Genomic DNA, 26,401 nt, shown 5'->3' with positions numbered 1-26,401 from the left:
CTCATTGCCCGCGCGGTGCGCCCATGCGCCAGCCGAGAGCCGCCGCGCCAAGCCACAGAACGAGCGAGACGGCGACGTAGATCGCCGCCATGCCGGGGCGTCCGGCATCGAGAAAGAACAGGGTTTCGAGGCTGAACACCGAAAAGGTGGTGAAGCCGCCGCAGACGCCGGCCAGCCAGAACGCGCTCGCTGTCTGGCCGATCTCGCCGGCAGCCTCGCGCCGGGCGAGAAGCGCAATGAGGAAGGAGCCGGCGACATTTGCGGACAGCGTTCCGAAGGGAAAATGGGCGCCCAGCGTCGCCAGGGCGACGACCGCGACGAGGTAGCGGGCGAGCGCGCCGAGCCCGGCACCGACGGCGACAGCGATGAGAAGACGCGCATTCATGCCGCGAGCCAGAAGCCGAGCCCGGCGGCGGAAAGACAGAACGAGATCGAAAGCAACACATTGGCGAGCGCCCGACCGGGCTTGCCGGCGTGAACCAGCGACAGGGTCTGAAGCGAGAAGGAAGAAACGGTCGTGTAGCTGCCCAGAAAGCCGATGACGGCAACCTGCCAGATTCTCGCGTCGGGCGACGACACGAACAGCCCGGCCGCCAAGCCGATCAGGAAGGCGCCGGTCAGGTTGACCACCAGCGTGCCCCACGGAAAAGCGGGATCCAAACGTCTTGCAACGAGGCTCGCGACCGTAACGCGCGCGACGCCGCCTGCGGCGCCGCCCGCCACTACCAGCGCCAGACTCATCGCATCGACCATCGCATCTTCCTTCCCGACCTCGCCCTGGGTTAGCTTGACAGCGCCGTTTTGTGAAGCCAACCAAGAGGGGGGGGCGCTGGTGAGGGAGACGGGTCGATGGACGACCATCTTGCCGACGTCCGCCGCTACGATCCGACGGCCGACGCGGAGGCGATCGAGCGGATCGTCAAGCATCTGGGCGTGGCGCTGAAGAACCCGCAATCGCTCCACATCAAGGCGCTCGACGCCAGGCAGATCGCCAGGCTGCGCGACAAATGGTGCGGCAAGAAGCTCGGCTGCACCGACCGCGAGCGCGCCGAACTCGCCATCGAGATGGCTGATCTTGCCATGGGAACGCAAGGCGAGCGCAAGCGGGTGACGTTTTACTTTCTTGTGGCGAAGCAACTCGGACGGCTCGATGCGCTGTGAAAAGCGCGTATTCGAGGTGGGCGCGACTCACGCCATGCGCTAGGGTGTCGCCATTTCCAAGATGGTGACGCGATGCGGCAATATCTCGATCTTCTCCAGCACGTCCTCGACCATGGCGTCGACCGGGGCGACCGCACCGGCACCGGCACGCGCGGCGTCTTCGGCTATCAGATGCGGTTCAACCTCGAGGAGGGGTTTCCGCTTCTCACCACCAAGAAGCTGCATCTGAAATCGATCATCCACGAACTGCTCTGGTTCGTCTCCGGCGACACGAATGTGCGCACCCTCAACGAGAACGGCGTGACGATCTGGGACGAGTGGGCCGACGAGAACGGCGAGCTCGGCCCCGTCTACGGCAAGCAGTGGCGCTCCTGGCCGAAGCCGGATGGCGGGTCGATCGACCAGATCGAGAACCTCATTTCCGAAATCAGGACCAATCCGAATTCGCGGCGGCTGATCGTTTCGGCGTGGAACCCGGCCGAGGTCGACCAGATGGCGCTGCCGCCCTGTCATTGCCTGTTCCAGTTCCACGTCGCGAACGGACGGCTGTCGTGCCAGCTCTACCAGCGCTCGGCCGACATCTTCCTCGGCGTGCCGTTCAACATCGCGTCCTATGCGCTTTTGACGATGATGATCGCGCAGGTGACGGGGCTGAAGGCGGGCGATTTCGTCCATACGCTGGGGGACGCGCATCTTTATTCGAACCATTTCGAACAGGCGCGGGCGCAACTTCAGCGCAAGCCGCACGCCTTGCCGACGATGCGGCTCAATCCGGCCGTGCGCAGCCTCTATGATTTCCGCTTCGAGGATTTCGCGCTCGAAGGCTATGTAGCGGAGCCTTCCATCAGGGCGCCGATCGCGGTTTGATGACGAAGCCTGTCGGTCCGCCGATCACCATGGTCGTCGCCATCGCCGAGAATGGCGTCATCGGGCGAGACGGGGATTTGCCGTGGCGCCTGTCCACCGATCTGCGCCGCTTCAAGGCGCTGACGCTCGGCAAGCCGATCGTGATGGGGCGCAGGACGTGGGAGAGTTTTCCAAAGCGCCCACTGCCCGGCCGCACCAATATCGTAATCACCCGGCAGGCCGACTTCGCGGATGAGGGCGCTGTCGTCGCGCATTCGCTGGAGGAGGCGATCGCGATTGCCAAGGGCGAAAAACCCGATGAAATCTGCGTGATCGGAGGCGGGCAGATTTTCCGCGATTCGATGCCGCTGGCGAGCGTGCTGCACATCACGCATATCCTCGCCTCGATCGACGGCGACACGTTCTTTCCCCCCATCGAGCGCGATGTCTGGAGGAAGGGGCGATCCGAGCGCGTGCCGGCCGGCGAGCGCGACAGCCACGCCACGGAATACGCGATCTATTCACGAAAGAGCGCGACCAACGGCCGCTGACGGACGATCAGGGGCCGGTTTGCGTTGAAACGGCCACATTGCACCCTTATAACGATTTGTAACGTCGATTAGCGTCGGAGGTTCCGCCGCGACGGTTGCAATTCCGGAACAAGAGGAAGTTCATGCCCTGGAACAATCAAAGTGGCGGCAGCGGCGGCCCATGGGGAGGCGGCGGCAATGGCGGCGGCAGCGGTCCCTGGGGACAGGGGCCGCGCGGACCGAGCGGCCCGCAGGGCACGCCGCCCGATCTCGAAGACATCATCCGTCGCGGTCAGGACCGCCTTAAGCAGGCGCTGCCGGGCGGCGGCGGCTCGAATGCGGCGTTGTTCGGTTTCGGCGCGCTCGCGCTCGCCGCGTTCTGGCTGTTCCAGTCCATCTACACGGTCCAGCCGGACGAACTCGCCGTCGAACTGCGCTTCGGCAAGCCCAAGGACGAGATTTCCGAGCCGGGCCTGCATTTCCACTGGTGGCCGGTCGAGACCGTCGAGACGGCCAATGTCGCCGAAAAGCTGATCCAGATCGGCGAGCCGCGCAGCGGCACCTCCACCGGGCTGATGCTGTCGGGCGACCAGAATATCGTCGACGTGAAATTCTCCGTCGCCTATCAGGTCGCCGATCCGCGCTCCTATCTGTTCAATGTCGCGGCGCCCGACGACATGCTGCGCCAGGTCGCCGAGAGCGCGATGCGCGAAGTGGTCGGCCGCAGGCCCGCGCAGGACATCTTCCGCGACAACCGCCAGGGCATCGCCGAGGAAGTGCGCGAGATCATGGACAGTTCCGTCAACGAATACGGCGCCGGGCTGGCCATCAACGCGATTTCGATCGAGGACGCCGCGCCACCGCGCGAAGTCGCCGACGCGTTCGAGGAGGTGCAGCGCGCCGAGCAGGACGAGGACCGTTTCGTCGAGGAATCGAACCAGTATTCGAACCAGCAGCTCGGTGCCGCACGAGGCGAGGCCGCGCAGATCCGCGAAGAAGCCGCCGCCTATCGCAACCGGGTCGTGCAGGAAGCGCGAGGCGAGGCGCAGCGCTTCGTCTCGGTCTATGACGAATATGCCAAGGCGCCCGACGTGACGCGCCAGCGCCTGTTCCTCGAAACGATGGAGAACGTCCTGCGCACCTCCAACAAGGTGATCGTCGAGCAGGGCACCAATGGCGGGCAGGGCGTGGTCCCTTATCTGCCGCTGCCCGAACTCGACGCGCGCCGCAACGCCTCGACCCAGGGAGGGACAAACTGATGGCCAACCGTCTTCCCATCATTGCCATCGTCGTCCTGGCGCTTCTGATTCTCGCCTATTCCTCCTTCTTCGTCGTCAACGAACGCCAGCAGGCCATCGTGCTGCGCTTCGGCGAGATCGTCGACGTGAAGACCGAGCCGGGCCTCTACTTCAAGCTGCCCTTCGGTTTCGCCGAGGCCGACAGCGTGCAGATGATCGAGGATCGCGTGATGCGCTTCGATCTGGACGACATCCGGGTCCAGGTCTCCGGCGGCCGGTTTTACGAGGTCGATGCCTTCATCGCCTACCGCATCGCCGATCCGAGACGCTTCCGCCAGGCGGTGTCGGGCAGCGTGCCGCTCGCCGAACAGCGCCTGCGCACCCGTCTCGATGCCTCTTTGCGTCGGGTTTACGGTCTGCGCGGCTTCGAGGCCGCACTGTCGGAAGAGCGTTCGTCGATGATGCGCGAAGTTCGCGACCAGCTTCGCCCGGACGCGACGTCGCTTGGCCTCGAGATCACCGATGTGCGGATTCGCCGGACGGACCTGACCGCCGAGGTTTCGCAACAGACCTATGAGCGCATGAAGGCCGAGCGTCTGGCCGAGGCCGAGCGCCTGCGCGCGCGCGGCCGTGAAGCCGCACAGCGCATCCGCGCCCGCGCCGATCGCGAGGTCGTCGAGATCGTGGCCGATGCGCGCCGCGAATCGGAGATCCTGCGAGGCGAGGGCGAGGCCGAGCGAAACAACATCTTCGCCGAAGCCTTCACGCGCGATCCGGAATTCTTCGAATTCTACCGCTCGATGGCTGCCTATACGACGGCCCTGAACGGCGATGCGACGACGATGGTCCTGTCGCCCGATTCGCAGTTCTTCCGTTTCTTCGGCCATCCGATGGGGCGGACGCAGGTGCAGCAGCCGGGCGCTCCGGCGCCGACGCCGCCGGCCGCCGGCGCCAACATCACGACCGGCGCAACGCAGCCCTGACGCCTCGTCGCCCGGCTTGAACGAAGACCCCCGGTCGCATCGCGGTCGGGGGCTTTTCTTTTGCTCGCGCGCCTTTCACAAATGCCGGACGAGCCTGCGAGCGGCTTGCGTCCGGCGTGTGCCATTGCGATTGTGCGGCATGTCGCCCGCAGAATCGGCAAAGTCGGCCCGAGCCGCAAACACGCCGCAATCGAGCGGATCAATGCGCCGCAGAACGCGCCCCTTGGGAGAAAGTGCCTGATGAAGACCCTCAACTCGATCCGCCGGAAACTGACCGTCGGACTTTCGATTGCCGCACTTGGCATGGCAGGGCTTTCGGCGCCCACGATGCCGGCCTTCGCGCAGGCTCAGACGGACTCTCAGCCTGCTCCCGGCAGCGCGCAACCGCGCCAGCAGGGGCCGGCCTCCGTTGCCGACCTGGCCGAAGGATTGCTGGGCGCGGTCGTCAACATATCGACATCGCAGAACGCCACGCGCAACAACCGGACCCAGCGCAATGTGCCGGTGCCGCAATTGCCCGAAGGCTCGCCGTTCCAGGAATTCTTCGACGAGTTCTTCGACCAGCAGCAACCGGGCGGCCCGTCTGCACGGCCGATGCAGTCGCTCGGTTCCGGCTTCGTCATCGACGCCGAGGAAGGGATCGTGATCACCAACAACCACGTCATCACCGATGCCGACCAGATCGAGATCAATTTCTCCGATGGCGGAACGCTGCCGGCCGAACTGATCGGCGCCGATCCTGAAACCGATCTTGCCGTGCTCAAGGTCGATCCGACCCTGCGCGAGCTGACGGCGGTCGAATTCGGCGCCTCGCAGGATGCGCGGATCGGCGACTGGGTGATGGCGATCGGCAATCCGTTCGGGCTGGGCGGCTCGGTGACGCTCGGCATCGTCTCGGCGCGCGGGCGCGACATCAATGCCGGCCGTTACGACGACTTCATCCAGACCGACGCGGCGATCAATCGCGGCAATTCGGGCGGGCCGCTTTTCGACATGTATGGCAAGGTGATCGGCATCAACACGGCGATCATCTCGCCTTCCGGCGGCTCGATCGGCATCGGATTCGCGATCCCCTCCCAGCTTGCCATCAACGTCATCGACCAGTTGCGCGAGTTCGGCGAGACGCGGCGCGGCTGGCTCGGCGTGCGCATCCAGCCGGTCACGGACGACATTGCCGAAAGCCTCGGCATGGATCGCGCGACCGGCGCGCTCGTTGCCGGCGTGATCGAGGGCGGTCCGGTCGATGACGGGTCGATCATGCCCGGCGACGTGATCCTGTCCTTCGACGGCAAACCCGTCCGCACGATGCGCGATCTTCCGCGGGTCGTCGCCGAAAGCCCGGTCGGCAAGGAGGTCGACGTTCTGATCGTCCGGCGCGGCGAGGAACAGACGGTGCGCGTCACCTTGGGGCGGCTGGAGGATGGCGAGCGCCGGGCGCAAGCCGGCGTCGAGATGAACGAGGACGAGGCGACGCCGGACGCGGATGTCGAGACGGTCGAAGTGCTCGGTCTGAAACTTGCCGCACTGGATGAGGAAAGCCGCGAATCGTTCGGTATTGGCGAAGAGATCGCTGGCGTCGTCATCATGGAGGTTGCCGAAGGATCGCAGGCGGCAGAGCGCAACATAGTCGCCGGAGAGGTGATTACCGAAATCGCTCAGGAAGCTGTCTCGACGCCGGCCGATGTGCAGGAGCGGATCGCCTCCCTCGAGGCGCAGGGACGTCGCAATGCACTGCTGATGCTCGCCTCGCCGACCGGCGAACTGCGCTTCGTCACGCTGCGTATCGAATGATCCGGAGGGCGGCTTCGGCCGCCCTTTTCGTGCCGGCTTCGCGCTTCAGGCGGCGAATTGCGATCCGCGATAGCCTTGAAGGTATAAAAGGGCGGTCAGGTCGCCATGGTCGATGCGGATGCCGGCCTCCGCGGCGACCGCCGGCTTGGCGTGAAGCGCGACGCCCATTCCGGCAATGCGGATCATGTCGAGATCGTTGGCGCCGTCGCCGACCGCGAGCACGTCCTGCGGCGTGACGGCGGCGCGCGCGGCCAGATCGAGAAGCGAGGCAGCCTTCGCTTCCTTGCCGAGGATCGGTTCGGCGACCTTTCCGGTGAGTTTGCCGTCTTCGACCAGAAGCCGGTTGGCGCGGTGTTCGGCAAAGCCCAGCGCCGTGGCGATTTTTTCCGTGAAGCTTTCGAACCCGCCCGACACGAGGGCAGTCGTCGCGCCATTGGCGTTCATGGTGGCGACGAGCGCCTTGCCGCCCGAGGCGAGCGTGATCCGCTCGGCGATGACCTCGTCGATGATCGCGGCGTCGAGGTCGCGCAGCAGCGCGACACGCTCGCGCAGGGCCGGCTCGAAGGCGATCTCGCCATTCATCGCGCGCGCCGTGATGGCCGCGACATAATCCTTGATGCCGACCATGTCGGCGAGTTCGTCGATGCATTCCTGGTCGATCATGGTGGAATCCATGTCGGCGATCAGGACGCGCTTGCGACGGTTTTCCGGCGCGAGCACCGCGACGTCCACCGGCTGGCCGCCCAGCGTTTCGCGCAGGAGCGCCAGCGCATCTTTTGCGCCGGGTTCGGGGTCGAATGCGAATTCGCAGGCAATCCCGTCATCGAGCCATGTGACGGGCGTGCTTGCGTTGACCGCCCTGGCCGCCTTATTCGCTAGATCGACGGTCACGGCCCTTTCGGCTGGATGCGAAATCAGGACGGCGATGAGCGACATGGCGGACTTTCCGAAAGGAAGCGGAGCGTGCTGAAGAATGCGGTCCTGATAGCGGGGCCGACCGCGAGCGGCAAGTCGCGGCTGGCGATCAGGATCGCCGAAGCGGCGGGCGGCATCGTCGTCAATGCCGATTCGATGCAGGTCTATGACGTGCTGCGGGTGATCACCGCACGACCAATGCCCGATGAAGAGGCGCGCGTGCCGCATCGCCTGTTCGGCCATGTCGATCCCGCCATTGCCTATTCGGTGGCGAAATGGCTTGCCGATGTCGACGCGCTTGTGAAATCGCCCGAGGCGGCACGCAAGCTGATCTTCGTCGGAGGCACCGGCCTTTATTTCCGGGCGCTTACGGAGGGAATTTCGCAGATGCCCGACATTCCCCCGGCCATCCGCAAAAAATGGCGACAGGCCTTGCTCGACGCGGGCGCCGAGGCGCTGCACCGGGAACTGGGCGCGCTCGATCCTCGTGCCGCCGAACGGCTTCGACCGAGCGACGGGCAGCGCATCGTGCGCGCGCTCGAAGTGGTGGAAGCGTCCGGCCGCTCGATCCTCGACTGGCAGGGCGATCGTTCGCAGCCTCCGGTCGATGCGCAGTCGGCCCGTAAGATCGTGCTGGCGCCCGGTCGCGACTTCCTTCGCGACATGATCGATCGTCGGTTCGACGGGATGATCGCTTCCGGCGCGCTGGACGAGGTGCGAGCGATCCTGGCGCTCGACCTTGCTCCGTCACTGCCTGCCAGGAAGGCGATCGGCGTGCCGGAACTGGCCGCTTTCCTGTCCGGCGAGGCGAGCCTCGACGATGCGATCGCGCGGGCGAAGCTGGCCACGAAGCAATATGCCAAGCGACAGGAAACGTGGTTTCGCAACCAGTTCGGCCCGGACTGGGAACGGGTGCAGCCAGATCGTGGAAAATCGTGAATTCCTAAGCCTCGTTAACCTTCGATAAGGTGCGATGGCGGATGATCTGGCCTTGGCGTCAATGTCGGGAATGATATGCGGTTTCACCAGGCCGAATCGGCCTTCTTTGTTTTCATCACGGTCGTTCTGGCTGCCGGCGTCACGACGCTTCACGCCTATGGCGTGTTGCAGTCGCTCGCGGGTGCGCAAATCGTCGGCGAAAACATCGCCTATCTCGCGCGGCTGCTGTTTGCCATCGGCGTGCTTCTGGCGACCGCCATCTTCTTCGGCGCCTTCTTCATCTATCCGCTGATCCGCCAGCAGGTGCAGGAAGAAGGCAAGCTGCGTGCAATGACCGAGACTCTCAGTGCGCGATCCGTCACGCTCGAACATGCCGCGCTGACCGACAGTTTGACGGGAATGCAGAACAGGCGCTTCTTCGACGAAGCGCTGCGCGAATATCTCGACGCATTCGGCCGCATCGACCGGCCGGTCGGGCTGATGATCATCGATCTCGACCACTTCAAGGCGATCAACGACACGCATGGTCACGACGTCGGTGACAAGGTGTTGAAAGAGGTGGCCGCGTGTCTGCGCGAACTGACACGCTATCACGACGTCGTCGCGCGGCTCGGCGGCGAGGAATTCGCAATCGTCGCGGCCAATCTCGACGATACCGGCCTGATCGCCTTCGCCGAACGTATCCGCAAGGCGGTGTCCGCGCTCGTCGTCGTCAACGGCAATATCCGCCTCAAGGTCACCGCAAGCGTCGGCGTCGCCGTCTGGAGCGGCAAGGAAAGCGCCGCGGAACTCTACCGGCGCGCCGACCAGCGCCTCTATCAGGCAAAAGGGCTCGGCCGGAACCGTGTCTGCGCGTAACGGGCGGTCGGGCTTCGGCGTGGGCGGCCTGCAAATGGCAGCTTCCTCAGCGTGCGATCAGTCCTCGTAGAGACGGCGTAGCGCCTCGTCGTCGCCGGGACGGCGAATGCTGGCGAGCGGCGCGCGCGGCGGCGGGGAGTCGAGGGCGGCGGCAAGCCGCTCGAACGGATCGTCTCCGATCATCGGGCCGAAATCGTCGGGAACGAATGCCGGGCCTTCGCCGCGCAGACCCTGGACGAGCGCGTGAAGGTCGATCTCGCCGGGATGGGCGGCGGCATCGGCGACCTCCTGCGGCCGGCCGGGCAGTTCGTGCGGCTTCAGCGTCTCGAACTTCATGCGCATCGTGGTCGCGACGCCTTCGCCGAAAGCGATCGCCTCGCGCTGGCCCATCGAGGAGAGGAAGGCAAGGGTGGAGGCGGACGAATCGGCGATGGCCGAGCGGATGATCTCCTGATCGCGCTCATTGGCGAGGCGCATGGCGAAGATGGTCGAGCACTGCGACAGGACGGTCGGGTCGAGTTCGCCGGGGCGCTGGGTCACGACGCCGAGATAGCAGCCATATTTGCGGCCTTCCTTGGCGATGCGCGACAAGGCATGGCGCGTCGGAGCGAAGCCGAGCCGGTGATCGGCGGGCATGTAGCGATGGGCTTCCTCGCACAGGACGAGCAGTTTCAGGCGTCCCTTCGAGCCGGCGGCCAGGTCGAAAGCGAGGCGCGACAGGACCGAGCAGACCGAATTGACGACCTCGGAGGGCAGGCCCGCAAGCTCGAAACAGGTGATCGTCTTGCCGTGATGAGGCACGCGGAAGATCTTGCCGATCGCCTCGTGCAGATTGTCCTCGATCAGCCGCGAGGCGAACATGAAGCGGTAGCGCGGGTCGGCCAGCGCGGATTCGATGCGCGCGCGCAAGGCCCGGCAATGCGGCCGCTCCATCTTCGATTCCAGCATTCCCATCCGCTCGTCGATCAGCTTGATCAGGTCGACCATGCGATAGGGGACGGGCGTATCGGCGGTGACCGACATCGTGTCCGCGCCGCGCCGCAGGAGCGTCGCCGAGGACGAGGGGCGGTGATAGCGGCTCTTGGCGGCGGGGATCAGGTCGCGCAAGAGATCCACTTCTTCCGCCACCGCGTCGCGGCCGCGGAACAGGACCTCGGCCAGTTCTTCCAGCCGGAACAGCCAGAACGGCATGTCGAGCGAATTGGTGTCGATGCGTATCGAGCGGTCGGGAAAGGCGGCGTGGAATTCGTTGTGCGGGTCGAGGATGAGGACCCGCAGTTCGGGATTGGCGTCGACGGCCTTGCGCAACAGGAGGGCGACCGCGCTCGACTTGCCGACGCCGGTAGTGCCGAGCACCGCGAAATGGCGGTTGAGCGTCGTGTCCATCGAGATGCGGGCGAGGATCTGCCGATCCTGGCTGAGGCAGCCGATCGAGACCGCCTGCCGGCCGCCCAGATCGTACACCGCTTCCAGATCGCGTGCGCGAATCCGATGCGCGATGGCGCCGACATGGGGATAAAGCGTGATGCCGCGATCGAAATGCGGCTTGCCGGATATATCGCGAACCTCGCCGACGAGTTCGATGCGCACGATCAGCGTGTTGTCGGCGCTGTCGTTCCATTCGGAGTGCGGCGTCTCGATGGCATAGACGAGGCCGACGGTGCGGGCTGCGCCCAGATTGATCGAGATCATGCGCCCGACGGCCCAGAGGCCGTCGCTCGCCGTCTGCATCCCGTCGGCGATGGCCGCCACCGTGGCCCGTGCGCCGTCGCACTGGATGACGCGGCCGAGCACGCGCGATTCGGGTTGAAGCGTGTCGCGCCGTTCCTGACTGACGGCATCGCCTTCATGTCCCGTTCGCTCAACATACATCGCGCATTTCCCCCGATAACCGATACAGGCTAGGCGACCGGGGTTAAGGTGACGTTCGGGGGGATGGTTCACGTCGGGTTAAGCTGCGGTGCCTTGCGCAAGGAAATTGCGCCGTCGGCGCCATTGACAGTTCTTATGTGCTCCGCCTAATCTCACCGCCATGTTGAAGACGGCACTCATTCTCGTAGTAGGATTGCGCGTGGGCAAGGCGGTGTAACCGCCGGGCGAAAGCACCCCATGCGCAACACGCAGGCTCCCGACGGGGGCCTTTTTTGTTTCCCGAACATAGCCAGAAACCGGACCACACCCATGAACAGCGCCAAACATGACAGCGGACGACGCGAAATGACCGGAGCGGAGATGGTCGTCCAGGCCCTTCGCGACAACGGCGTCGCGCATATCTTCGGCTATCCGGGCGGTGCAGTGCTGCCGATCTACGACGAACTGTTCCAGCAGGACGATATCCAGCACATTCTGGTGCGCCACGAACAGGGCGCTGGCCATGCGGCGGAAGGCTATGCCCGCTCGACCGGCAAGGCCGGCGTCATGCTCGTCACTTCCGGTCCGGGCGCGACCAATGCGGTGACGCCGCTTCAGGACGCGCTGATGGATTCGATCCCGCTCGTGTGCATCACCGGTCAGGTGCCGACCTCGCTGATCGGTTCCGACGCCTTCCAGGAATGCGATACGGTCGGCATCACGCGGCCCTGCACCAAGCACAACTGGCTGGTGAAGGACGTCAACGAGCTTGCCGCCATCCTGCACGAGGCGTTCCATGTCGCCACCACCGGCCGGCCCGGTCCGGTCGTCGTCGACATCCCGAAAGACGTGCAGTTCGCCAAGGGCATCTACACACCGCCCCAGACCGCGCCGCGCACCAGTTACCATCCCCAGGTGCAGGGCGACATGGAGGCGATCAAGGCGGCCGTCGAGCTGATGGCGAATGCAAAACGCCCGATCCTGTATTCGGGCGGCGGCGTCATCAATTCAGGCGCGGAAGCCAGTCACCTCCTGCGCGAACTGGTCGATCTGACCGGCTTCCCGATCACCTCGACCCTGATGGGGCTCGGCGCCTATCCGGCCTCGGGACCTGCCTGGCTTGGAATGCTCGGTATGCACGGCACCTACGAGGCCAATATGGCGATGCACGATTGCGACGTCATGGTCTGCATCGGCGCGCGCTTCGACGACCGCATCACCGGTCGCCTCAACGCCTTCTCGCCCAATTCCAAGAAGATCCATATCGACATCGACCCGTCCTCGATCAACAAGAACGTGCCGGCCGACGTGCCGATCATCGGTGATGTCGGGCGCGTGATGGAGGACATGGTGCGGCTGTGGCGGGCGACGGCGCGCACCGACAAGGCCCGGCTTTCGCCCTGGTGGGAGCAGATCGAGAAATGGCGGGCGCGCGATTCGCTCGCCTATCGGCCGAATGACGATGTGATCATGCCGCAATACGCGATCCAGCGGCTCTACCAGGCGACGAGACATCGCGACACCTACATCACCACGGAGGTCGGCCAACATCAGATGTGGGCGGCCCAGCATTACGGCTTCGAGAAGCCGAACCGCTGGATGACCTCGGGCGGGCTCGGCACAATGGGCTATGGCCTTCCTGCCGCGCTCGGCGTCCAGATCGCCCATCCCGACGCGCTCGTCATCGACATCGCCGGCGACGCGTCGGTTCAGATGACGATCCAGGAAATGAGCTGCGCGGTACAATATGAGGCGCCGATCAAGATCTTCATCCTGAACAACCAGTATATGGGCATGGTGCGCCAGTGGCAGCAGCTTCTGCACGGCAACCGCCTGTCACATTCCTACACCGAGGCGATGCCCGATTTCGTCAAGCTGGCGGAAGCCTATGGCGGGCATGGCATCCGCTGCGAGAAGCCCGGCGATCTCGACGATGCGATCCAGGAGATGATCGACGTCAGGAAGCCGGTCATCTTCGACTGCCGCGTCGCGAACCTGGCCAATTGCTTCCCGATGATCCCGTCGGGCAAGGCGCATAACGAGATGCTTTTGCCGGACGAGGCGACGGACGAGGCGGTGGCCAACGCGATCGACGCCAAGGGCCGGGCGCTGGTCTGATTTTCATAATTCGATCAGCCGCTTGAAGACAGACATTCGAAAAGAGATTCACAGATGAACGCACATCTCCAGCCCACCGGCTCGGCCTATTTCATCGCCAAGGAAACCGAGAAGCCGGAGGCACATACGCTGTCCGTGCTGGTCGACAACGAGCCGGGCGTGCTCGCGCGCGTCATCGGGCTGTTTTCCGGCCGCGGCTACAACATCGACAGCCTGACCGTCTCGGAGACCGAGCACGAAAAGCACCTGTCGCGGATCACGATCGTCACCCGCGGCACGCCGCATGTCCTCCAGCAGATCAAGCACCAGCTCGAGCGCATCGTGCCGGTTCACCGCGTCAACGACCTGACGGTGCGCGCGGCCGAACTCGGGCACGACCGGCCGCTCGAGCGTGAGCTTGCGCTGGTCAAGGTTGCGGGCACGGGCGAGGACCGCGTCGAGGCGTTGCGGCTGGCCGATGCCTTTCGGGCCAGCGTCATCGACGCCAATACGGAACATTTCATCTTCGAGATCACCGGCCGTGTCTCCAAGATCGAGCAGTTCATTGCGATCATGAAGCCGCTGGGGCTGACCGAAGTGTGCCGCACGGGCGTTGCCGCCATGAATCGCGGCCCGCAGGGCATGTAGTTTCAACCGCCGAAATCGATTGATTGACAGGTTGGCGATGCCGGCCGGAAAGACCGAGCCATGAGCGCGGAGACTTTTGTCGCACTGGTTGCCTTCGCCTTCGTCTCGTCGATCACGCCGGGGCCGAACAATTTCATGCTCCTGGCTTCGGGCGTGAATTTCGGTTTCCGTCGGACGATCCCGCACATGGTCGGCATCGGGGTCGGCTTCTTCAGCTTGCTGATGGGCGTCGGGCTCGGGCTCGGCGCGCTGCTCGAAGCCTATCCACAGCTTCACACGACGCTGAAACTCGCCGGTGGCGCCTATCTCCTCTGGCTCGCCTTCAAGATCGCGCGCTCGCGCTCGGTGTCGTCGGGCGGCACGGGACGCGACCGGCCGATGACCTTCTTCGAGGCGGCCGTCTTCCAATGGGTGAACCCCAAGGCGTGGATCATGGCGGTGACCGCGATGGCGATCTTCACCAGCCCGAGCGCGCCCTATCTTTCCGTGCTGCTTGTCGCAACCGCCTTCGCGCTGGTCAATTTCCCCAGCGTGTCGACCTGGGCCGGCTTCGGCACGGCGCTGCGTGGGTTCCTCGCCGATCCGGTGCGGCTGAAATGGTTCAACATTGCGATGGGCGTGGTGTTGGCGGCGTCAGTCGTGCCCATGTTGCGGTAGGAGTGTTCCTGTTGCGTTCTTTTTGTCTAGATGGTATCGGTAAATATCTAGACGACGGAGGCGAAGTTGGCGTTTCATGTGCGAGATCAGAAGGCTGACGAGTTGATCCGCGAGCTCGCCCAGGCGCGCGGCATCAGCTTGACCCAGGCCGTGGTCGAAGCCGCAGAGGAGGCGTTGGCGGCAGACAGGGCCAGGCGCGACGAACAGGTTTCTCTTCGCGATCGATTGAAGCCGTTTCTCGACAGGATCGACAGGTTGCCACGAACCGGCAGCAGGACAGATAAAGCATTTTTCGACGAACTGTGGGATGAGGGCCAGACCTGATGCATGTCGATGCCTCGGTTCTCGTCGCGATCGCTCTCCACGAAAGCGATCGTGACGAACTCATCGATCGACTTGAGAAGGGAGGCAACCGGACGACATCGCCGGTCTCCGTCTTCGAGGCAGCGATCGCAGTCGGCCGCGAGATCGGCGATCGGCCTCAGGGCCTGCCGATCGTCATGGAATTGATCGACCGTGCACAGATCGAGATCGTGCCGATCGACGCAGAATTGGTTGGGCCGTTGCACTCCGCCTATCTGCTATATGGAAAAGGTGCTGCGCATCCGGCCAAGCTCAATCTGGGTGATTGCTTTTCCTATGCACTTGCAAAGCGATTGAACGTCGAGCTGCTCTACAAGGGCGACGATTTCGCCCACACGGATTTGAGGTAGGGCGGTTGTTTCCGGACTACGAATCCTGCGAAACAGCGGCATGAAATTTTCTCCCCAGCAGGACGAGGCGCTGAAGGCCGTTTCAAGATGGCTTCAGGGCGGGCGCAGTCAGGTGTTCCGGCTTTTCGGCTATGCGGGCACCGGCAAGACGACGCTTGCACGGCATTTCGCCGAGGATGTCGACGGGCAGGTGCAGTTCGGTGCGTTCACCGGCAAGGCCGCGCAGGTTTTGCGTTCCAAGGGCGCGACGAACGCGCGGACCATTCACTCGCTGATCTATCGCCCGCGCGGCGAGGAGGCGGTTTCGGACGAGACGACGGGCAAGACGTCGATCAACCCGACCTTCTCGCTCAATCGCCAGAGCCCGATCGCCAAGGCGAAGCTCGTCGTCATCGACGAGTGCTCGATGGTGGACGAAGCGCTCGGGCGTGACCTGATGTCGTTCGGCACGCCGATCCTCGTTCTGGGGGATCCGGCGCAATTGCCGCCGATCTCCGGCGGCGGGTTCTTCACCGAGCACGAGCCCGACTATCTCCTGACCGAAATCCATCGCCAGGCGCGAGATAACCCGATCATCCAGCTTGCCATGGACGTGCGCGAGGGGCGCGAGTTCATGATCGGCGACTATGGACGTGCGAAGGTGATTTCGCGCGACGAGGTCGATCAGGACCTCGTGCTCGATGCCGATCAGGTGCTGGTCGGCACCAACCGCACGCGCAAGCGCTACAACCAGCGTCTCCGGCAGCTCAAGGGGTTCGAGGCGGCCTATCCGCAGGCGGGCGACAAGCTGGTGTGCCTCAGAAACGATCCGGCCAAGGGACTTCTCAACGGCTCGCTGTGGAAGGTGATGACCTCCTCGCGCGAGACGGTGAAGCCGGGCATCAACCTGCTCGTCTCTCCCGAGGAGGACGATCCGGACCGCGGCGTCGCCAAGATCAAGCTCCTGAAGGCGGCCTTCGACGATCCCGATGCGGACGTTCCCTGGCAGCAGAAGAAGCGCTTCGACGATTTCGACTACGGCTATGCGCTGACCGTCCACAAGGCGCAGGGCTCGCAGTGGGACAAGGTCGTGCTGTTCGACGAGAGCTTCGCCTTCAAGGATACGCGCCAGCGCTGGCTCTACACGGCAATCACGCGCGCGGCGGAGAGCCTGACGATCGTTCGCGGCTAGACGATTTCGAACAGGAGCGCGGTGGCATCGTCGCTCTTCTTGAATCGGGGAAAGGTGAGGCCATCAGGGTCTTCGCGGTGCTCGACGATGCGCAGTTCGGCAAGCAGCTTCGACAGACCGCCGCGCGATGCCGCATCGACGAGCGTTGCCGCATCGTATCGGCCATAGGCGTCCACCAGCGCGGCAAATCCGTCCGTGCAGAGAAGACCCCGTGCAGGCAGGGCAATTTCGAATTTCTCGCTGGCAACGTGAAGCGCGGCCTGTGGCTCGGTTCCCAGCGTCCAGACATCCGTGCCCTGGCGGTTGTATTGCGCGCGCCGCTCGCGAAGCGCTGTTCGCACTTCGGGCCGCGCGACCATGTCGGCAGCTTGCGTCAGGCCGCCGAAAGCCGCGATCGCGCGGCGCGCACCATCCGTTTCCTCGTCTCGACCGGGCAATGCGGTCCGGTCGAGAATTTTTCCGTCAGCGGCGATCATGAACAGCCGGCAATCGCCGAGGCCGTGGGTGAAGATGGCGCCATTGGCGATGGCGACCATCTGGAAGCCGGCGATCGGCAACTGCCAGGCCGGCACCTCGTCGCCAAGGAGCATCCCGTCGAGAACGGCCTTGGCGCGGGCGTTGGTCTGGCGAACGACGTCGCCGATCGGCCTTGTGCCGTTGGCCAGTTCTTCAAAGCAATCCTTGGCGAGAGCTGCGAGCCAGGCGGCATCGGACGGGGCATCGGGCAGGAGGCTTTCGCCAAGGCCGGTCGCCCCGTCGATGACGAAGGCGCAGGTGCGGTTGCCGCCGCTTGCGTCCTCGTTGGGACGTTTCGGATCGCCGCGGTCGGTGATGGAATCGAGAATGCGAAGTGTTGCCATGCGGGCGGATGTGCATGTCGAAAATGATGGGAATGTGAAACCCGTCAGACGCGCTGGGGAATCTCGCGGGCGCCGATCCAGGCCCATGCCTCGGCCTCGTCGTCGCTGGGAAAATGCTTGAGCTCGACCGGAAGCTTTTCGAAAAAGCCGGTGGCGCGCGCCGTCCAGTCCGGCTCGCCGACCGCCGCGCAGCGCTGGACATGCTCAAGCGCGTGCTGCCTTCCCTCCTTGGCCGTCGCGGTGGATATCTCGTCCCAGGCCGAACCTTCATAGTCAGTGAGGCGCACGAGAACGTCGAGACGATCATGCAGCGCATAGGCGCCTTCAAGAAGTCCGTAGAGATTTTCCACGTCCGCGCCGGTGACGAAGCCGCTGATCTCGATGGCGAAGACGTCGGAGCGGTCCGTTTCGATGCGGCGGACGGCAGGGATACGGTCGAGCGGGTGCATTGCCTCTCCATGTCTGGACCAAGAATCTGTGCGGGTTGAACCCGCAACGGGGCCTGTTCGTTCCGATCCAGCAACGTTAGAACAAACGAAAATGCGGTGCGGGACAACGCCATGGCGACGAAACTTTCGGTCAATCTCAACGCGGTCGCGATGCTGCGCAACCGGCGCGACCTGCCATGGCCGAGCGTCACGGGACTGGGGCGCATCGCGCTTGCCGCCGGCGCCCACGGGCTGACCGTCCATCCGCGCCCGGACCAGCGGCACATCCGGTTTTCCGATCTGCCCGGCATCCGGGCGCTGATCGACGACGAATTCCCGGCTGCCGAATTCAATATCGAGGGCTATCCGACGGAAGAATTCCTCGACCTCGTGGAAGAGCACCAGCCCGAACAGGTGACGCTGGTCCCGGACGACCCGTCGCAGCCGACTTCCGATCATGGCTGGGATTTTTCCGCGCATCGCGAGATGCTGACGCCGATCGTCGCGCGGTTGAAGAAGGGCGGGATGCGCGTCTCGCTGTTCGCCGATCCCGATCCGGCGGGCCTCGAGGATGCGAAGGCGACCGGGACGGATCGCGTCGAGTTCTATACAGGTCCCTACGGCTCCTGCCATTCGGATTCCGCGAAGGCCGCCAAGGAACTGGAAAGACTGGGAAAAGCGGCGGACGCTGCCATCGCGCTCGGGCTCGGCATCAATGCCGGCCATGACCTGACCGTCGCCAATCTCGCGCCGCTCGTCCGGCGCATCCCGAAGCTTGCCGAAGTCTCCATCGGTCATGGCCTGACTGCCGATGCGCTGGAATACGGCATGGCCGAAACCGTGCGCCGTTTCCTGATTTCCTGCAACGGCTGATCGTGTGAACACGCAAGGGGCTTGCGCAGCTTGCATTGCCTCGCTAGAAATCCGAACCGTACCGTACGGTACATAATTTCGGAGCGATGGTTTGAGCCAGGCCGCGACAGCGATGGACGAGTGGACGGAGCGTCAGAAGGACGTTCTGGACGCCGTGCTCGACCTGCTCGTTACCGGCGGCGACGCGGTGACGACGGCGGCCATCGCGCGCAAGGCGAACTGCTCCAAGGAAACGCTCTACAAATGGTTCGGCGACCGCGACGGGCTGCTCGCCGCGACCGTGCGCTGGCAGGCCTCTCGCGTGCGCGCCGGCAATTTCGACGCCCAGCACCTCGACGCCTCGCAACTGCGCGAGAGCCTCGAAGCCTTCGCGGTCAACTGGCTTTCCGTCATCTCCAGCCGCACCTCGATCGCGCTCAACCGCGTCGGCATCAGCCATGCGGGCTCGGGCAAGAGCGGCCTTGGCCGCATGGTGCTGGCGAACGGACGCTTTGCCATCGGCGAAAGGCTGAAGCCGCTGCTCGAAGCGGGCAGGGCGAACGGGCTGCTCGCCTTCGACGACACCGAGACGGCGTTCCGCACCTTTTTCGGCCTCGTCGGCCGCGACGTTCAGATCCGGCTGCTGCTCGGCGACCGGCTGGAAACGACTGAAGCGGAAATCGCGCGGGATGCCGCGCGCGCGACGCAGCAGTTCTTCGCCCTTTACGGGGCACCGCAAACCCAGAAACCCACCAGGGAAGGATAGCACCATGCGCGTTTATTACGATCGCGACGCCGATCTCAATCTCATCAAGGGCAAGAAGGTCGCCATCATCGGCTATGGCAGCCAGGGCCGCGCCCATGCGCTGAATCTGAAGGATTCGGGCGTCAAGGACATCGCCGTCGGTCTCAAGGCCGGTTCGGCGACCGCCAGGAAGGTCGAGGCCGACGGCCTCAAGGTGATGACCGTCGCCGAAGCCGCCAAGTGGGCGGACCTGATGATGATGGCGACGCCGGATGAACTCCAGGCCGACATCTATCGCGACGAGATCGCGCCGAACATCCGCGACGGCGCGGCCATCGCCTTCGCCCATGGCCTCAACGTCCATTTCGGCCTGATCGAGCCCAAGGCGTCCGTCGACGTGCTGATGGTCGCACCGAAGGGGCCCGGCCATACGGTTCGCGGCGAATACCAGAAGGGCGGCGGCGTGCCCTGCCTCGTCGCCGTTCACCAGGACGCTTCGGGCAACGCGCTCGACCTCGGCCTCTCTTATGCCTGCGGCGTCGGCGGCGGCCGTTCGGGCATCATCGAAACCAATTTCAAGGAAGAGTGCGAAACCGATCTGTTCGGCGAGCAGGTCGTTCTTTGCGGCGGTCTGGTCGAGCTCATCCGCGCCGGTTTCGAGACGCTGGTGGAAGCCGGCTACGCGCCGGAAATGGCCTATTTCGAGTGCCTGCACGAAGTGAAGCTGATCGTCGACCTCATCTATGAGGGCGGCATCGCCAACATGAACTACTCGATCTCCAACACGGCCGAGTGGGGTGAATACGTGTCCGGCCCGCGCATCATCACCGAAGACACCAAGAAGGAGATGAAGCGCGTCCTGAACGACATCCAGACCGGCAAGTTCACCTCCGAATGGATGCAGGAATACCGTTCCGGCATGGCGCGCTTCAAGGGCATACGTCGCCGCAACGATTCGCACCAGATCGAGGAAGTCGGCGAGAAGCTGCGCGGCATGATGCCGTGGATTGCCAAGAACAAGCTCGTCGACAAGGCTAAAAACTAGTTCTTGCTGCTCAGACGATCACCGAGCGGGCCGCCATCGCGCGGCCCGTTTCTTTCTGGCATCGTCCTTGCAGCATTTGCCTCATTTGGATGGAGGTTGTGCCGTGATGACACAGATTACAGAGCGATCGATCGCTTTCGGCGGCGAGGCTTTCCCGGATCGGCGCAGCGAACAGCGCCGGCGCATCTTCAAGGGCGCGGTGCTGCGCTTCGACGGCGGTTGCGGCAGCCGGGAATGCGTCGTGCGCAGCATGTCGGACCACGGCGCGCGACTGTCTTTCGGCGATGCGCTGGACATACCGCCGCGCTTCGAGATGCGGGTTTCCGATCAGGTCGCCTTCAGGCCGGTAGAAGTGTGCTGGCGGCGCGGCAGCGATGTCGGCTTGCGACTTCTTCAGCCATAGTGCCAGTGCGGCTTGGCTTCCTCGGCGAGGAACTCGATGCCGATGCGATCCTTCACGCGCCAGCGCACGACCGAGCGATAGCCCTTTGCGTCATTGGGAATGTAGAGCAGGAAATCGTCCGGCACGACGACATCGACGGGTACGCGTAGTTCCGCGCCTTTCGAATGCATGTTGCGCACGGTGCAGGAAATCTCCGACGTGTTGACGTCGCCGATGATCGACGCGCCCTTGAGGACCCGCTGGCGATGTTCGCGTCGTAGGTTCTCGTCTGCCACGGAACTGCCTTGCACCCTACCAAATGATAGTGGCCGACTCTTAGCAGCCAGGTGGCGAATATGAGGTTAACGGGTCAAAGATAGGGTGAGACGCAGGTGCGACGTCCGCCGCGCGGCGGCAGGAAGGTGTTGTCGGAGGGCCGATAGGACGCATAGCGCGCACCGCACCAGTCGACATGTGCGAAGGGCAGGGAGGTGACGCCGGAAGCGGGCGGCGCGGCGATGACGCGACGGCCCGCATAGCCATAGGCGGAACCGTAGCTTTCAGCCGCCGGGTGCGGCGGGTAGAACCAGCTTGCATCGTCGAGCGGGTATTTGAAGCCGCGATAGGGCAAGGGCGGGCTACCGAGTTCCTCCACAATTGTCGCAGTTGCCGGAGGCGCGACCGCGACCGGCGCCTGGACGCCCCAGCCGGGATGGATCGGCCCCTTGTGGATGTCGGCCCCGAAGGAGGGCGAGGCCATCATCAGGACGGCGGTCGTTCCGATCAATTTAAGCTTCACGGCGGGCTCCCTGTCATGTTGCACGCAACATAGCCGGATGATCTTTTGCGAGGCTTGAGAGCTATTCGTGGCGCAGGGCCACGATCGGGTCGAGCCGCGCACCGCGAAGCGCCGGGAAGAAGCCGAAAACCATGCCGATCATGCCGGAAAAGCCGACCGCGAGCGCGATGACGGCGAGGCTGGGTACGAAGGGGATGGAAAGGCTCATCGCGGCGAGGCCGGCAAGGCCGAGGCCGATCACGACGCCGATGATGCCGCCCAGCACCGACAGCACCGTCGCCTCGACGAGAAACTGCAAGAGTATGTGCCGCTCATGCGCGCCGATGGCCAGGCGGATGCCGATCTCGCGCGTGCGCTCGGTCACCGACACCAGCATGATGTTCATGATGCCGATGCCGCCGACGAGCAGGCTGACGCTGGCGAGCGCGCCGAGCATACCGGTCATCACGATCGTCGTGCTCGTCACCGCATCGGCGATCTGCGTCATGTCGCGCACCTGGAAATTGTCTTCCTGACCGGGCGCGATGCGGCGGTTCTCGCGCATGATCTGTTCGATGTCGGCAACGACCGTGCTGGTCGCCACGCCGTCCTGCGCGGCGACGAAGATGGTGCCGATGTCGCGGTTTCCGGCGATGCGGCGCTGGAAGGTCGGCAGCGGCATCAGCACGGTCGCGTCCTGATCCTGGCCGAAGCCGGCCGTGCCCTTGGCTTCCAGAACGCCGATGACACGGCAACTCATCTGGCCGACCCGGATCGGCTGGTCGAGCGGATCGCCGGCGCCGAAGAGCGTTCCGCGCACCGTCTGGCCTATGACGCAGACATTGCCCCCCGAACGCGCCTCCTGCTCGGTGAAGGCGCGGCCGAGCGTGACTTCCCAGTTGCGTGCGGCGAAATATTCGGTATCGGTGCCGGTGACCTCGGCGGTCAGATTGTCGGCGCCGTAGACGATGCGCACCTGCCGCTGCGCCGCACCCGAAACGGCGTCGACGCCGGAAAGCGAGGTCGAGATCGCCTCGAGATCGGTCGCATCGAGCCGTCGCGGCGTGAAATTGGTGGTGCCGCCGCGCGAGGGGCGGGCGGACGAGACCATCAAAAGGTTGCTGCCGAGATTGGAGATGTCCTGTTTGACCTTTTCCGTCGTGCCGGAGCCGACCGTGATCATGGCAATGACGGCGGCGACGCCGATGACGATGCCGAGCAGCGTCAAAAAGGAGCGCAGCGCGTTGCGGCGCACCGAGCGCAAAGCGAGGCGGACGGTCTCAAGAAACATGCGCCGCCTCCGTGTTCACGCGGTCATAGGCGATGTTGCCGTCGAGAAAGCCGACGGTCCGGTCCGCGAAGGCGGCAATGTCCGCCTCGTGCGTCACCATCACGATGGTCAGCCCCTGGTCGCGGTTGAGGCCGGTCAGGAGTTCCATGATCTCGTGGCTGCGGGCGGTGTCCAGATTGCCGGTCGGCTCGTCGGCCACCAGAAGCGTCGGACTGGCGACGATGGCGCGGGCGATCGCGACGCGCTGCTGCTGGCCGCCGGACAGTTCGCCCGGCGTGTGGTCCTCGCGTCCCTGAAGGCCGACTTTCGCCAGCGCTTCCATCGCCATGCCACGGCGCTCCTTCGCCGGCACGCCGCGATAGATCAGCGGCAGTTCGACATTTTCGGCGGCGGTGGTGCGGGCAAGCAGATTGTAGCCCTGGAAGACGAAGCCGATATAGAGATTGCGCAGGATCGCCCGCCGGCCGCGATCGAGCGCGCCGGCGTCGACGCCGAGGAAGTCGTAGCGCCCCTCGCTTGGCGTATCGAGGCAGCCGATGATATTCATCGCGGTCGACTTGCCGGAACCCGACGGACCCATGATCGCGACGAACTCGCCACGCCGTATCGCAAAATCGACGCCGGCCAGCGCATCGACGCGCGCCTCGCCCGCGCCATAGGTCTTCCAGACCTTGGCGAAGGCGAGAAGCGGGGGTTCAGCGTGGACGTTCATCACCGCTCCCGCGTGCCGATGACGATCTCGGCGCCGTCCTTGAGCCCGTCGACGATCTCGATACGGTCGCCATCGCTGGAGCCGGTGGTGACGCGGGTCGCCTGCGGGGCGCCGTTCTCCATCACATAGAGCGTGCGCTGTGCCGGATCTGCCGCTTCGCGCGCCTGCCCGCGCTCGCCGCCGCGTCCGCCTCCACCACGCCCGCCGCGGCCCATGCCCATGCGCGGCGGCGAGAACAGCGCTTGCAGGCCGAAGCCCGAGGCTCGTTCTTCCGCGACCGCCGGGCTGAACCGGAACGCCGATGCCGGCACCAGAAGCGCGTCCCCCGCCTCGCGCGTCACGATGTCGACTGTCGCGGTCATGCCAGGGCGCAGCAGAAGTTCGTCATTCGTCACCGCCAGCCGCGCCTCGTAGGTCACGACGCCTTCGGTGACGACCGAGGCGTAGGCGATGTCGCTGATCTCGGCGTCGAAGCGGCGGGTCGGAAAGGCGTCGACCGTGAAGCGCGCCGTCTGGCCCTCGGCGACCTGGCCGATATCGGCCTCGTCGATCGCGGCCTTCAGTTCCATCCGCTCCAGATTCTCGGCGATGACGAACAGGATCGGCGCCTGGGTCGAAGCCGAAACCGTCTGGCCCGGATTGAGCGAACGGGTCAGGACGATGCCGTCGATCGGCGCATAGATGGTGCTCTTGTCGAGATCGGCCTGTTGCAGCTTCAGTTCCGCCTCGGCGATGTCCTGATTGGCGCGAGCGATGGCCACGGCGCTGTCGGCCCGGTCGAACGCGGCTTTCGAGGTTTCGAGCGCCTGGTCGGCGACCATGCCGCGGCTTGCCAGTTGCTCGGCGCGGGCGAGGGCGGCTCGGGTTTCCGTCAGCGTCACTTCGGCGTCGAGGACGCGGGCAGCGGCAGCGGCGACATTCGCCTCAGCGCGCTCGATCTGCGCCTCGATCCGGCTGGTGTCCAGCACGGCGAGCACGTCGCCCGTCGAAACGCGCTGGTTCTCGTCGACGGCGACCGAACGTACCACGCCCGACAATTCCGTCGACACGTCGACCTGCGTCAGCGGCGCGAGGGTCCCCGTCGCGGAGACCTGAACGGTCAGCGACCCGCGCTCTGCCGGCACGGTGCGATAGCTGACCTGCGGCGTGGATGAAGGGGTGAAGACATAGTATGCGCCGGCGGCGCCGAGGACGAGAAGAGCCGCGACCAGCGGCCAGCGACGCTTCCTGCGCCTGGCTTTGCCCAGCCCGAGCGCATCGGCGATCGGCGGCGTTGCGCCTTGTGCGGAGGAGGGGCCTTGCGGCCGGCCGGCAATCTGATCCATCTGACGAAGCCTGGCGCTCGATATGTCCCTATGCTTGACAGATCGCCCCAAAGCGCCGCGATTACAAATTAAAGTTTGGCCATGTCCGCCTGCCCGAGGAGCGCCCGATCCGTGACTTCCGCCCGCCGCTACGCCGTCTACGACGTCTTCGCCGATCAGGCGCTGGCAGGCAATCCGCTCGCCATCGTCTTCGATGCGGACGGCCTTTCGGACGATGCGATGCAGAAGATCGCCAAGGAATTCAACCTTTCCGAAACGGTCTTCGTGCTGCCGGCCGAAGGGGCCGGCCACGCGAGCGCCATGCGCATCTTCACGCCGGGCCGCGAGCTTCCCTTCGCCGGCCATCCGACCGTCGGCACCGCCGTCGCGCTCTCGGATGGCGGGCAGCCGACCGACCTTTCCATCCTCGTGCTCGAACAGAAGATCGGCCTCGTGCGCTGCGCCGTCTCGCGCGAAGGCGATGCGGCCTTTGCCGAATTCGACCTGCCGCGCCTGCCCAAGCGCCTCGACTGCGAGGTCGACAAGGCATCCTTCGCAGCCGCGCTGGGACTTGGCGCGCATGAGGTCGGCTTCGAGAACCATGTGCCGCAGCTCTGGACGGCGGGCGTGCCCTACGCCACCGTCCCGGTCGCCGGGCTCGACGCCGCCGCCCGCGCCAGATGCGACGGTGCGCTCTGGGCCGAGATCGCGCCGCAGGTCGACGGCATCATCGCCGACGCCTATGTCTATTGCCGCGAAACGGTCGGCCATGACTGCGCCTTCCACGCGCGCATGTTCGCGCCGTATATGGGCATTCTGGAAGACCCCGCGACCGGCTCGGCCGCCGCCGCCTTCGCCGGCGCGATCCATCATTTCGACCGGCCGGGCGCAGGCTCCCACCGGTACTGGATCGAACAGGGCATCGAGATGGGCCGCCCTTCACGCATCCGGCTGGAGATCGACGTCGAAGGCGGCGCGATCACCGCCGCACGGATCGGCGGCCATGCGGTGAAGGTCGCGGAAGGCACGCTTTTCGTTTGACCATGCGGCAGCGCCGCCTGGGTGAAAAACTTTGCCCGAAGTGCTGGACAGGCCACGGATGAGTGGATATAGACGCGGCTTCTTCGGGACGCCGTGGTGGCCCGATGGCCGGGTGATTAGCTCAGTTGGTAGAGCAGCTGACTCTTAATCAGCGGGTCGTAGGTTCGATCCCTACATCACCCACCATTCCTTTCAAATCGCTTGCCTTGCTTCCGCTGACACTCGATCGGACACCCCTTGCCGCTCGCTCGCCCTTTCATGCCCGGCGTATCCGGCGCGATCACGGAACGGCGTGGTCGCTTCGCTGGCCGGTACAGTCGCAGGACGGAGCATTGATCATCATGACGGCGCGGGGGCGCCCGCGCGCTTCGACGGGTCCCTGCGCCGTCATTGCGCAATCTCGGAAATGTCCGCGTGATCCCGAAATCGGGCAATTTTCACGGAGAAGCGCCCTGCCGCAGGGGCTTCCGCACTGGTTTCCCTTCGGTGATGAGCCGATTATGCAAAAACTTTGAATTGGTCGTTGACAGTTTTGCGGGGGTGGGACTATAACCCGCTCAACAAC

The 26,401-nt window shown here is 64.8% G+C and carries 30 protein-coding genes and 1 tRNA gene; 20 read left to right on the top strand and 11 right to left on the bottom strand.

Annotated elements, in window-relative coordinates:
- Nucleotide 1 precedes the first annotated feature (1 nt).
- A complete protein-coding gene (locus PZ895_RS00905) occupies nucleotides 2–385 on the bottom strand; it encodes a CrcB family protein (protein WP_275837147.1) in 384 nt (127 codons plus the stop codon).
- On the bottom strand, nucleotides 382–753 hold the full coding sequence (locus tag PZ895_RS00900) for a CrcB family protein (RefSeq protein WP_275837146.1): 372 nt from the start codon (nucleotides 751–753) through the stop codon (nucleotides 382–384). The genes PZ895_RS00905 and PZ895_RS00900 overlap by 4 nt, the downstream gene beginning before the upstream one ends.
- 96 nt (nucleotides 754–849) lie before the next feature.
- On the opposite strand from PZ895_RS00900, the gene PZ895_RS00895 reads away from it, so the two are divergent.
- The 6 genes from PZ895_RS00895 to PZ895_RS00870 all read left to right on the top strand — a co-directional run bounded on the left by PZ895_RS00895 (nucleotide 850) and on the right by PZ895_RS00870 (nucleotide 6,549).
- Complete coding sequence (locus tag PZ895_RS00895) at nucleotides 850–1,161, top strand: DUF2853 family protein (protein ID WP_275837145.1); 312 nt, start codon at nucleotides 850–852, stop codon at nucleotides 1,159–1,161.
- 72 nt (nucleotides 1,162–1,233) lie between these two features.
- Nucleotides 1,234–2,028, top strand: coding sequence for a thymidylate synthase (locus tag PZ895_RS00890; RefSeq protein WP_275837144.1), 795 nt, complete (start codon nucleotides 1,234–1,236; stop codon nucleotides 2,026–2,028).
- Nucleotides 2,028–2,558 carry a dihydrofolate reductase gene (locus PZ895_RS00885; RefSeq protein WP_275837143.1) on the top strand — a complete coding sequence of 177 codons (531 nt, stop codon included), beginning with the start codon at nucleotides 2,028–2,030 and terminating at the stop codon, nucleotides 2,556–2,558. The genes PZ895_RS00890 and PZ895_RS00885 overlap by 1 nt, the downstream gene beginning before the upstream one ends.
- A 122-nt stretch (nucleotides 2,559–2,680) precedes the next feature.
- Complete coding sequence (gene hflK, locus PZ895_RS00880; RefSeq protein ID WP_275837142.1) at nucleotides 2,681–3,796, top strand: FtsH protease activity modulator HflK; 1,116 nt, start codon at nucleotides 2,681–2,683, stop codon at nucleotides 3,794–3,796.
- The gene (locus PZ895_RS00875; RefSeq protein WP_275837141.1) at nucleotides 3,796–4,758 is read left to right on the top strand and encodes a protease modulator HflC; all 963 of its coding nucleotides are present in this window, start codon (nucleotides 3,796–3,798) and stop codon (nucleotides 4,756–4,758) included. The genes hflK and PZ895_RS00875 overlap by 1 nt, the downstream gene beginning before the upstream one ends.
- A 240-nt stretch (nucleotides 4,759–4,998) precedes the next feature.
- Nucleotides 4,999–6,549 (top strand): Do family serine endopeptidase, encoded by a 1,551-nt coding sequence (locus PZ895_RS00870; RefSeq protein WP_275837140.1) that lies wholly within the window; start codon nucleotides 4,999–5,001, stop codon nucleotides 6,547–6,549.
- A gap of 45 nt (nucleotides 6,550–6,594) precedes the next feature.
- Here PZ895_RS00870 and serB read toward each other — a convergent pair whose 3' ends face one another.
- Entirely contained in the window at nucleotides 6,595–7,485 is an 891-nt protein-coding gene (gene serB, locus PZ895_RS00865; protein WP_275837139.1) for a phosphoserine phosphatase SerB, read from the bottom strand.
- Between serB and miaA the strand changes: the two genes are divergently transcribed.
- Nucleotides 7,456–8,403 carry a tRNA (adenosine(37)-N6)-dimethylallyltransferase MiaA gene (gene miaA / locus PZ895_RS00860; protein WP_275837138.1) on the top strand — a complete coding sequence of 316 codons (948 nt, stop codon included), beginning with the start codon at nucleotides 7,456–7,458 and terminating at the stop codon, nucleotides 8,401–8,403. The two genes, serB and miaA, sit on opposite strands and share 30 nt — an antisense overlap.
- 75 nt (nucleotides 8,404–8,478) lie before the next feature.
- Nucleotides 8,479–9,261, top strand: coding sequence for a GGDEF domain-containing protein (locus PZ895_RS00855; RefSeq protein ID WP_275837137.1), 783 nt, complete (start codon nucleotides 8,479–8,481; stop codon nucleotides 9,259–9,261).
- Between the two features lie 57 nt (nucleotides 9,262–9,318).
- Here the strand turns inward: PZ895_RS00855 and PZ895_RS00850 are convergent, their stop codons facing one another.
- Entirely contained in the window at nucleotides 9,319–11,133 is a 1,815-nt protein-coding gene (locus PZ895_RS00850; protein ID WP_275837136.1) for a DUF87 domain-containing protein, read from the bottom strand.
- 309 nt (nucleotides 11,134–11,442) lie between these two features.
- On the opposite strand from PZ895_RS00850, the gene PZ895_RS00845 reads away from it, so the two are divergent.
- From PZ895_RS00845 to PZ895_RS00820, 6 genes are all read left to right on the top strand, one after another.
- Nucleotides 11,443–13,230 carry an acetolactate synthase 3 large subunit gene (locus tag PZ895_RS00845; RefSeq protein ID WP_275837135.1) on the top strand — a complete coding sequence of 596 codons (1,788 nt, stop codon included), beginning with the start codon at nucleotides 11,443–11,445 and terminating at the stop codon, nucleotides 13,228–13,230.
- 54 nt (nucleotides 13,231–13,284) lie between these two features.
- Nucleotides 13,285–13,857 (top strand): acetolactate synthase small subunit, encoded by a 573-nt coding sequence (ilvN, locus tag PZ895_RS00840; RefSeq protein ID WP_275837134.1) that lies wholly within the window; start codon nucleotides 13,285–13,287, stop codon nucleotides 13,855–13,857.
- A 60-nt stretch (nucleotides 13,858–13,917) separates the two neighbouring features.
- On the top strand, nucleotides 13,918–14,514 hold the full coding sequence (locus PZ895_RS00835) for a LysE family translocator (protein ID WP_275837133.1): 597 nt from the start codon (nucleotides 13,918–13,920) through the stop codon (nucleotides 14,512–14,514).
- 66 nt (nucleotides 14,515–14,580) lie between these two features.
- Nucleotides 14,581–14,838 (top strand): type II toxin-antitoxin system VapB family antitoxin, encoded by a 258-nt coding sequence (locus tag PZ895_RS00830; RefSeq protein WP_275837132.1) that lies wholly within the window; start codon nucleotides 14,581–14,583, stop codon nucleotides 14,836–14,838.
- Complete coding sequence (locus PZ895_RS00825) at nucleotides 14,838–15,227, top strand: type II toxin-antitoxin system VapC family toxin (protein WP_275837131.1); 390 nt, start codon at nucleotides 14,838–14,840, stop codon at nucleotides 15,225–15,227. The genes PZ895_RS00830 and PZ895_RS00825 overlap by 1 nt, the downstream gene beginning before the upstream one ends.
- Nucleotides 15,228–15,267: 40 nt before the next feature.
- Nucleotides 15,268–16,398 carry an ATP-dependent RecD-like DNA helicase gene (locus PZ895_RS00820; RefSeq protein ID WP_275837130.1) on the top strand — a complete coding sequence of 377 codons (1,131 nt, stop codon included), beginning with the start codon at nucleotides 15,268–15,270 and terminating at the stop codon, nucleotides 16,396–16,398.
- On the opposite strand, the gene PZ895_RS00815 is transcribed toward PZ895_RS00820, so the two are convergent.
- Nucleotides 16,395–17,258, bottom strand: coding sequence for a hypothetical protein (locus tag PZ895_RS00815; RefSeq protein WP_275837129.1), 864 nt, complete (start codon nucleotides 17,256–17,258; stop codon nucleotides 16,395–16,397). The two genes, PZ895_RS00820 and PZ895_RS00815, sit on opposite strands and share 4 nt — an antisense overlap.
- 44 nt (nucleotides 17,259–17,302) lie before the next feature.
- Nucleotides 17,303–17,707, bottom strand: a complete 405-nt coding sequence (locus PZ895_RS00810; protein ID WP_275837128.1) for an STAS/SEC14 domain-containing protein — start codon at nucleotides 17,705–17,707, stop codon at nucleotides 17,303–17,305.
- Nucleotides 17,708–17,818: 111 nt separating this feature from the next.
- On the opposite strand from PZ895_RS00810, the gene PZ895_RS00805 reads away from it, so the two are divergent.
- From PZ895_RS00805 to PZ895_RS00790, 4 genes are all read left to right on the top strand, one after another.
- On the top strand, nucleotides 17,819–18,559 hold the full coding sequence (locus PZ895_RS00805; RefSeq protein ID WP_275837127.1) for a pyridoxine 5'-phosphate synthase: 741 nt from the start codon (nucleotides 17,819–17,821) through the stop codon (nucleotides 18,557–18,559).
- 112 nt (nucleotides 18,560–18,671) lie between these two features.
- Nucleotides 18,672–19,304, top strand: a complete 633-nt coding sequence (locus PZ895_RS00800) for a TetR/AcrR family transcriptional regulator (RefSeq protein ID WP_275837447.1) — start codon at nucleotides 18,672–18,674, stop codon at nucleotides 19,302–19,304.
- A gap of 4 nt (nucleotides 19,305–19,308) precedes the next feature.
- Nucleotides 19,309–20,328: a ketol-acid reductoisomerase gene (gene ilvC / locus PZ895_RS00795; protein ID WP_275837126.1), complete on the top strand. Its 1,020-nt coding sequence runs from the start codon at nucleotides 19,309–19,311 to the stop codon at nucleotides 20,326–20,328.
- Nucleotides 20,329–20,434: 106 nt separating this feature from the next.
- Nucleotides 20,435–20,731 carry a PilZ domain-containing protein gene (locus tag PZ895_RS00790; protein WP_275837125.1) on the top strand — a complete coding sequence of 99 codons (297 nt, stop codon included), beginning with the start codon at nucleotides 20,435–20,437 and terminating at the stop codon, nucleotides 20,729–20,731.
- Here the strand turns inward: PZ895_RS00790 and PZ895_RS00785 are convergent.
- The 5 genes from PZ895_RS00785 to PZ895_RS00765 form a co-directional block, all read right to left on the bottom strand.
- The gene (locus tag PZ895_RS00785; protein ID WP_275837124.1) at nucleotides 20,722–21,006 is read right to left on the bottom strand and encodes a PilZ domain-containing protein; all 285 of its coding nucleotides are present in this window, start codon (nucleotides 21,004–21,006) and stop codon (nucleotides 20,722–20,724) included. The genes PZ895_RS00790 and PZ895_RS00785 overlap by 10 nt on opposite strands.
- Before the next feature lie 74 nt (nucleotides 21,007–21,080).
- Nucleotides 21,081–21,509 carry a BA14K family protein gene (locus PZ895_RS00780; protein ID WP_275837123.1) on the bottom strand — a complete coding sequence of 143 codons (429 nt, stop codon included), beginning with the start codon at nucleotides 21,507–21,509 and terminating at the stop codon, nucleotides 21,081–21,083.
- Between the two features lie 61 nt (nucleotides 21,510–21,570).
- Nucleotides 21,571–22,779, bottom strand: a complete 1,209-nt coding sequence (locus tag PZ895_RS00775) for an ABC transporter permease (protein ID WP_275837122.1) — start codon at nucleotides 22,777–22,779, stop codon at nucleotides 21,571–21,573.
- Nucleotides 22,769–23,491, bottom strand: coding sequence for an ABC transporter ATP-binding protein (locus PZ895_RS00770; protein WP_275837121.1), 723 nt, complete (start codon nucleotides 23,489–23,491; stop codon nucleotides 22,769–22,771). Before PZ895_RS00770 ends, PZ895_RS00775 begins: the two co-directional genes overlap by 11 nt.
- The gene (locus PZ895_RS00765; RefSeq protein WP_275837120.1) at nucleotides 23,491–24,816 is read right to left on the bottom strand and encodes an efflux RND transporter periplasmic adaptor subunit; all 1,326 of its coding nucleotides are present in this window, start codon (nucleotides 24,814–24,816) and stop codon (nucleotides 23,491–23,493) included. The genes PZ895_RS00770 and PZ895_RS00765 overlap by 1 nt, the downstream gene beginning before the upstream one ends.
- Before the next feature lie 111 nt (nucleotides 24,817–24,927).
- On the opposite strand from PZ895_RS00765, the gene PZ895_RS00760 reads away from it, so the two are divergent.
- Nucleotides 24,928–25,836 (top strand): PhzF family phenazine biosynthesis protein, encoded by a 909-nt coding sequence (locus PZ895_RS00760; RefSeq protein WP_275837119.1) that lies wholly within the window; start codon nucleotides 24,928–24,930, stop codon nucleotides 25,834–25,836.
- A 110-nt stretch (nucleotides 25,837–25,946) separates the two neighbouring features.
- A tRNA-Lys gene (locus PZ895_RS00755) sits at nucleotides 25,947–26,022 on the top strand.
- Nucleotides 26,023–26,401: the final 379 nt, after the last annotated feature.

Source organism: Mesorhizobium sp. YIM 152430, from assembly GCF_029210365.1.
Classification (GTDB): Bacteria; Pseudomonadota; Alphaproteobacteria; order Rhizobiales; family Rhizobiaceae; genus Aliihoeflea.
Note: the sequence above shows the minus strand (reverse complement) of the source record. Positions and strands in the feature narration are given on the sequence as shown.

Coding starts and splice junctions, on each gene's coding strand:
- PZ895_RS00905 (WP_275837147.1), bottom strand. CDS start 385: ATGAATGCGCGTCTTCTCATCGCTGTCGCCGTCGGTGCCGGGCTCGGC.
- PZ895_RS00900 (WP_275837146.1), bottom strand. CDS start 753: ATGGTCGATGCGATGAGTCTGGCGCTGGTAGTGGCGGGCGGCGCCGCA.
- PZ895_RS00895 (WP_275837145.1), top strand. CDS start 850: ATGGACGACCATCTTGCCGACGTCCGCCGCTACGATCCGACGGCCGAC.
- PZ895_RS00890 (WP_275837144.1), top strand. CDS start 1,234: ATGCGGCAATATCTCGATCTTCTCCAGCACGTCCTCGACCATGGCGTC.
- PZ895_RS00885 (WP_275837143.1), top strand. CDS start 2,028: ATGACGAAGCCTGTCGGTCCGCCGATCACCATGGTCGTCGCCATCGCC.
- hflK (WP_275837142.1), top strand. CDS start 2,681: ATGCCCTGGAACAATCAAAGTGGCGGCAGCGGCGGCCCATGGGGAGGC.
- PZ895_RS00875 (WP_275837141.1), top strand. CDS start 3,796: ATGGCCAACCGTCTTCCCATCATTGCCATCGTCGTCCTGGCGCTTCTG.
- PZ895_RS00870 (WP_275837140.1), top strand. CDS start 4,999: ATGAAGACCCTCAACTCGATCCGCCGGAAACTGACCGTCGGACTTTCG.
- miaA (WP_275837138.1), top strand. CDS start 7,456: ATGCGAAATCAGGACGGCGATGAGCGACATGGCGGACTTTCCGAAAGG.
- serB (WP_275837139.1), bottom strand. CDS start 7,485: ATGTCGCTCATCGCCGTCCTGATTTCGCATCCAGCCGAAAGGGCCGTG.
- PZ895_RS00855 (WP_275837137.1), top strand. CDS start 8,479: ATGCGGTTTCACCAGGCCGAATCGGCCTTCTTTGTTTTCATCACGGTC.
- PZ895_RS00850 (WP_275837136.1), bottom strand. CDS start 11,133: ATGTATGTTGAGCGAACGGGACATGAAGGCGATGCCGTCAGTCAGGAA.
- PZ895_RS00845 (WP_275837135.1), top strand. CDS start 11,443: ATGAACAGCGCCAAACATGACAGCGGACGACGCGAAATGACCGGAGCG.
- ilvN (WP_275837134.1), top strand. CDS start 13,285: ATGAACGCACATCTCCAGCCCACCGGCTCGGCCTATTTCATCGCCAAG.
- PZ895_RS00835 (WP_275837133.1), top strand. CDS start 13,918: ATGAGCGCGGAGACTTTTGTCGCACTGGTTGCCTTCGCCTTCGTCTCG.
- PZ895_RS00825 (WP_275837131.1), top strand. CDS start 14,838: ATGCATGTCGATGCCTCGGTTCTCGTCGCGATCGCTCTCCACGAAAGC.
- PZ895_RS00820 (WP_275837130.1), top strand. CDS start 15,268: ATGAAATTTTCTCCCCAGCAGGACGAGGCGCTGAAGGCCGTTTCAAGA.
- PZ895_RS00815 (WP_275837129.1), bottom strand. CDS start 17,258: ATGGCAACACTTCGCATTCTCGATTCCATCACCGACCGCGGCGATCCG.
- PZ895_RS00810 (WP_275837128.1), bottom strand. CDS start 17,707: ATGCACCCGCTCGACCGTATCCCTGCCGTCCGCCGCATCGAAACGGAC.
- PZ895_RS00805 (WP_275837127.1), top strand. CDS start 17,819: ATGGCGACGAAACTTTCGGTCAATCTCAACGCGGTCGCGATGCTGCGC.
- PZ895_RS00800 (WP_275837447.1), top strand. CDS start 18,672: ATGGACGAGTGGACGGAGCGTCAGAAGGACGTTCTGGACGCCGTGCTC.
- ilvC (WP_275837126.1), top strand. CDS start 19,309: ATGCGCGTTTATTACGATCGCGACGCCGATCTCAATCTCATCAAGGGC.
- PZ895_RS00790 (WP_275837125.1), top strand. CDS start 20,435: ATGACACAGATTACAGAGCGATCGATCGCTTTCGGCGGCGAGGCTTTC.
- PZ895_RS00775 (WP_275837122.1), bottom strand. CDS start 22,779: ATGTTTCTTGAGACCGTCCGCCTCGCTTTGCGCTCGGTGCGCCGCAAC.
- PZ895_RS00770 (WP_275837121.1), bottom strand. CDS start 23,491: ATGAACGTCCACGCTGAACCCCCGCTTCTCGCCTTCGCCAAGGTCTGG.
- PZ895_RS00765 (WP_275837120.1), bottom strand. CDS start 24,816: ATGGATCAGATTGCCGGCCGGCCGCAAGGCCCCTCCTCCGCACAAGGC.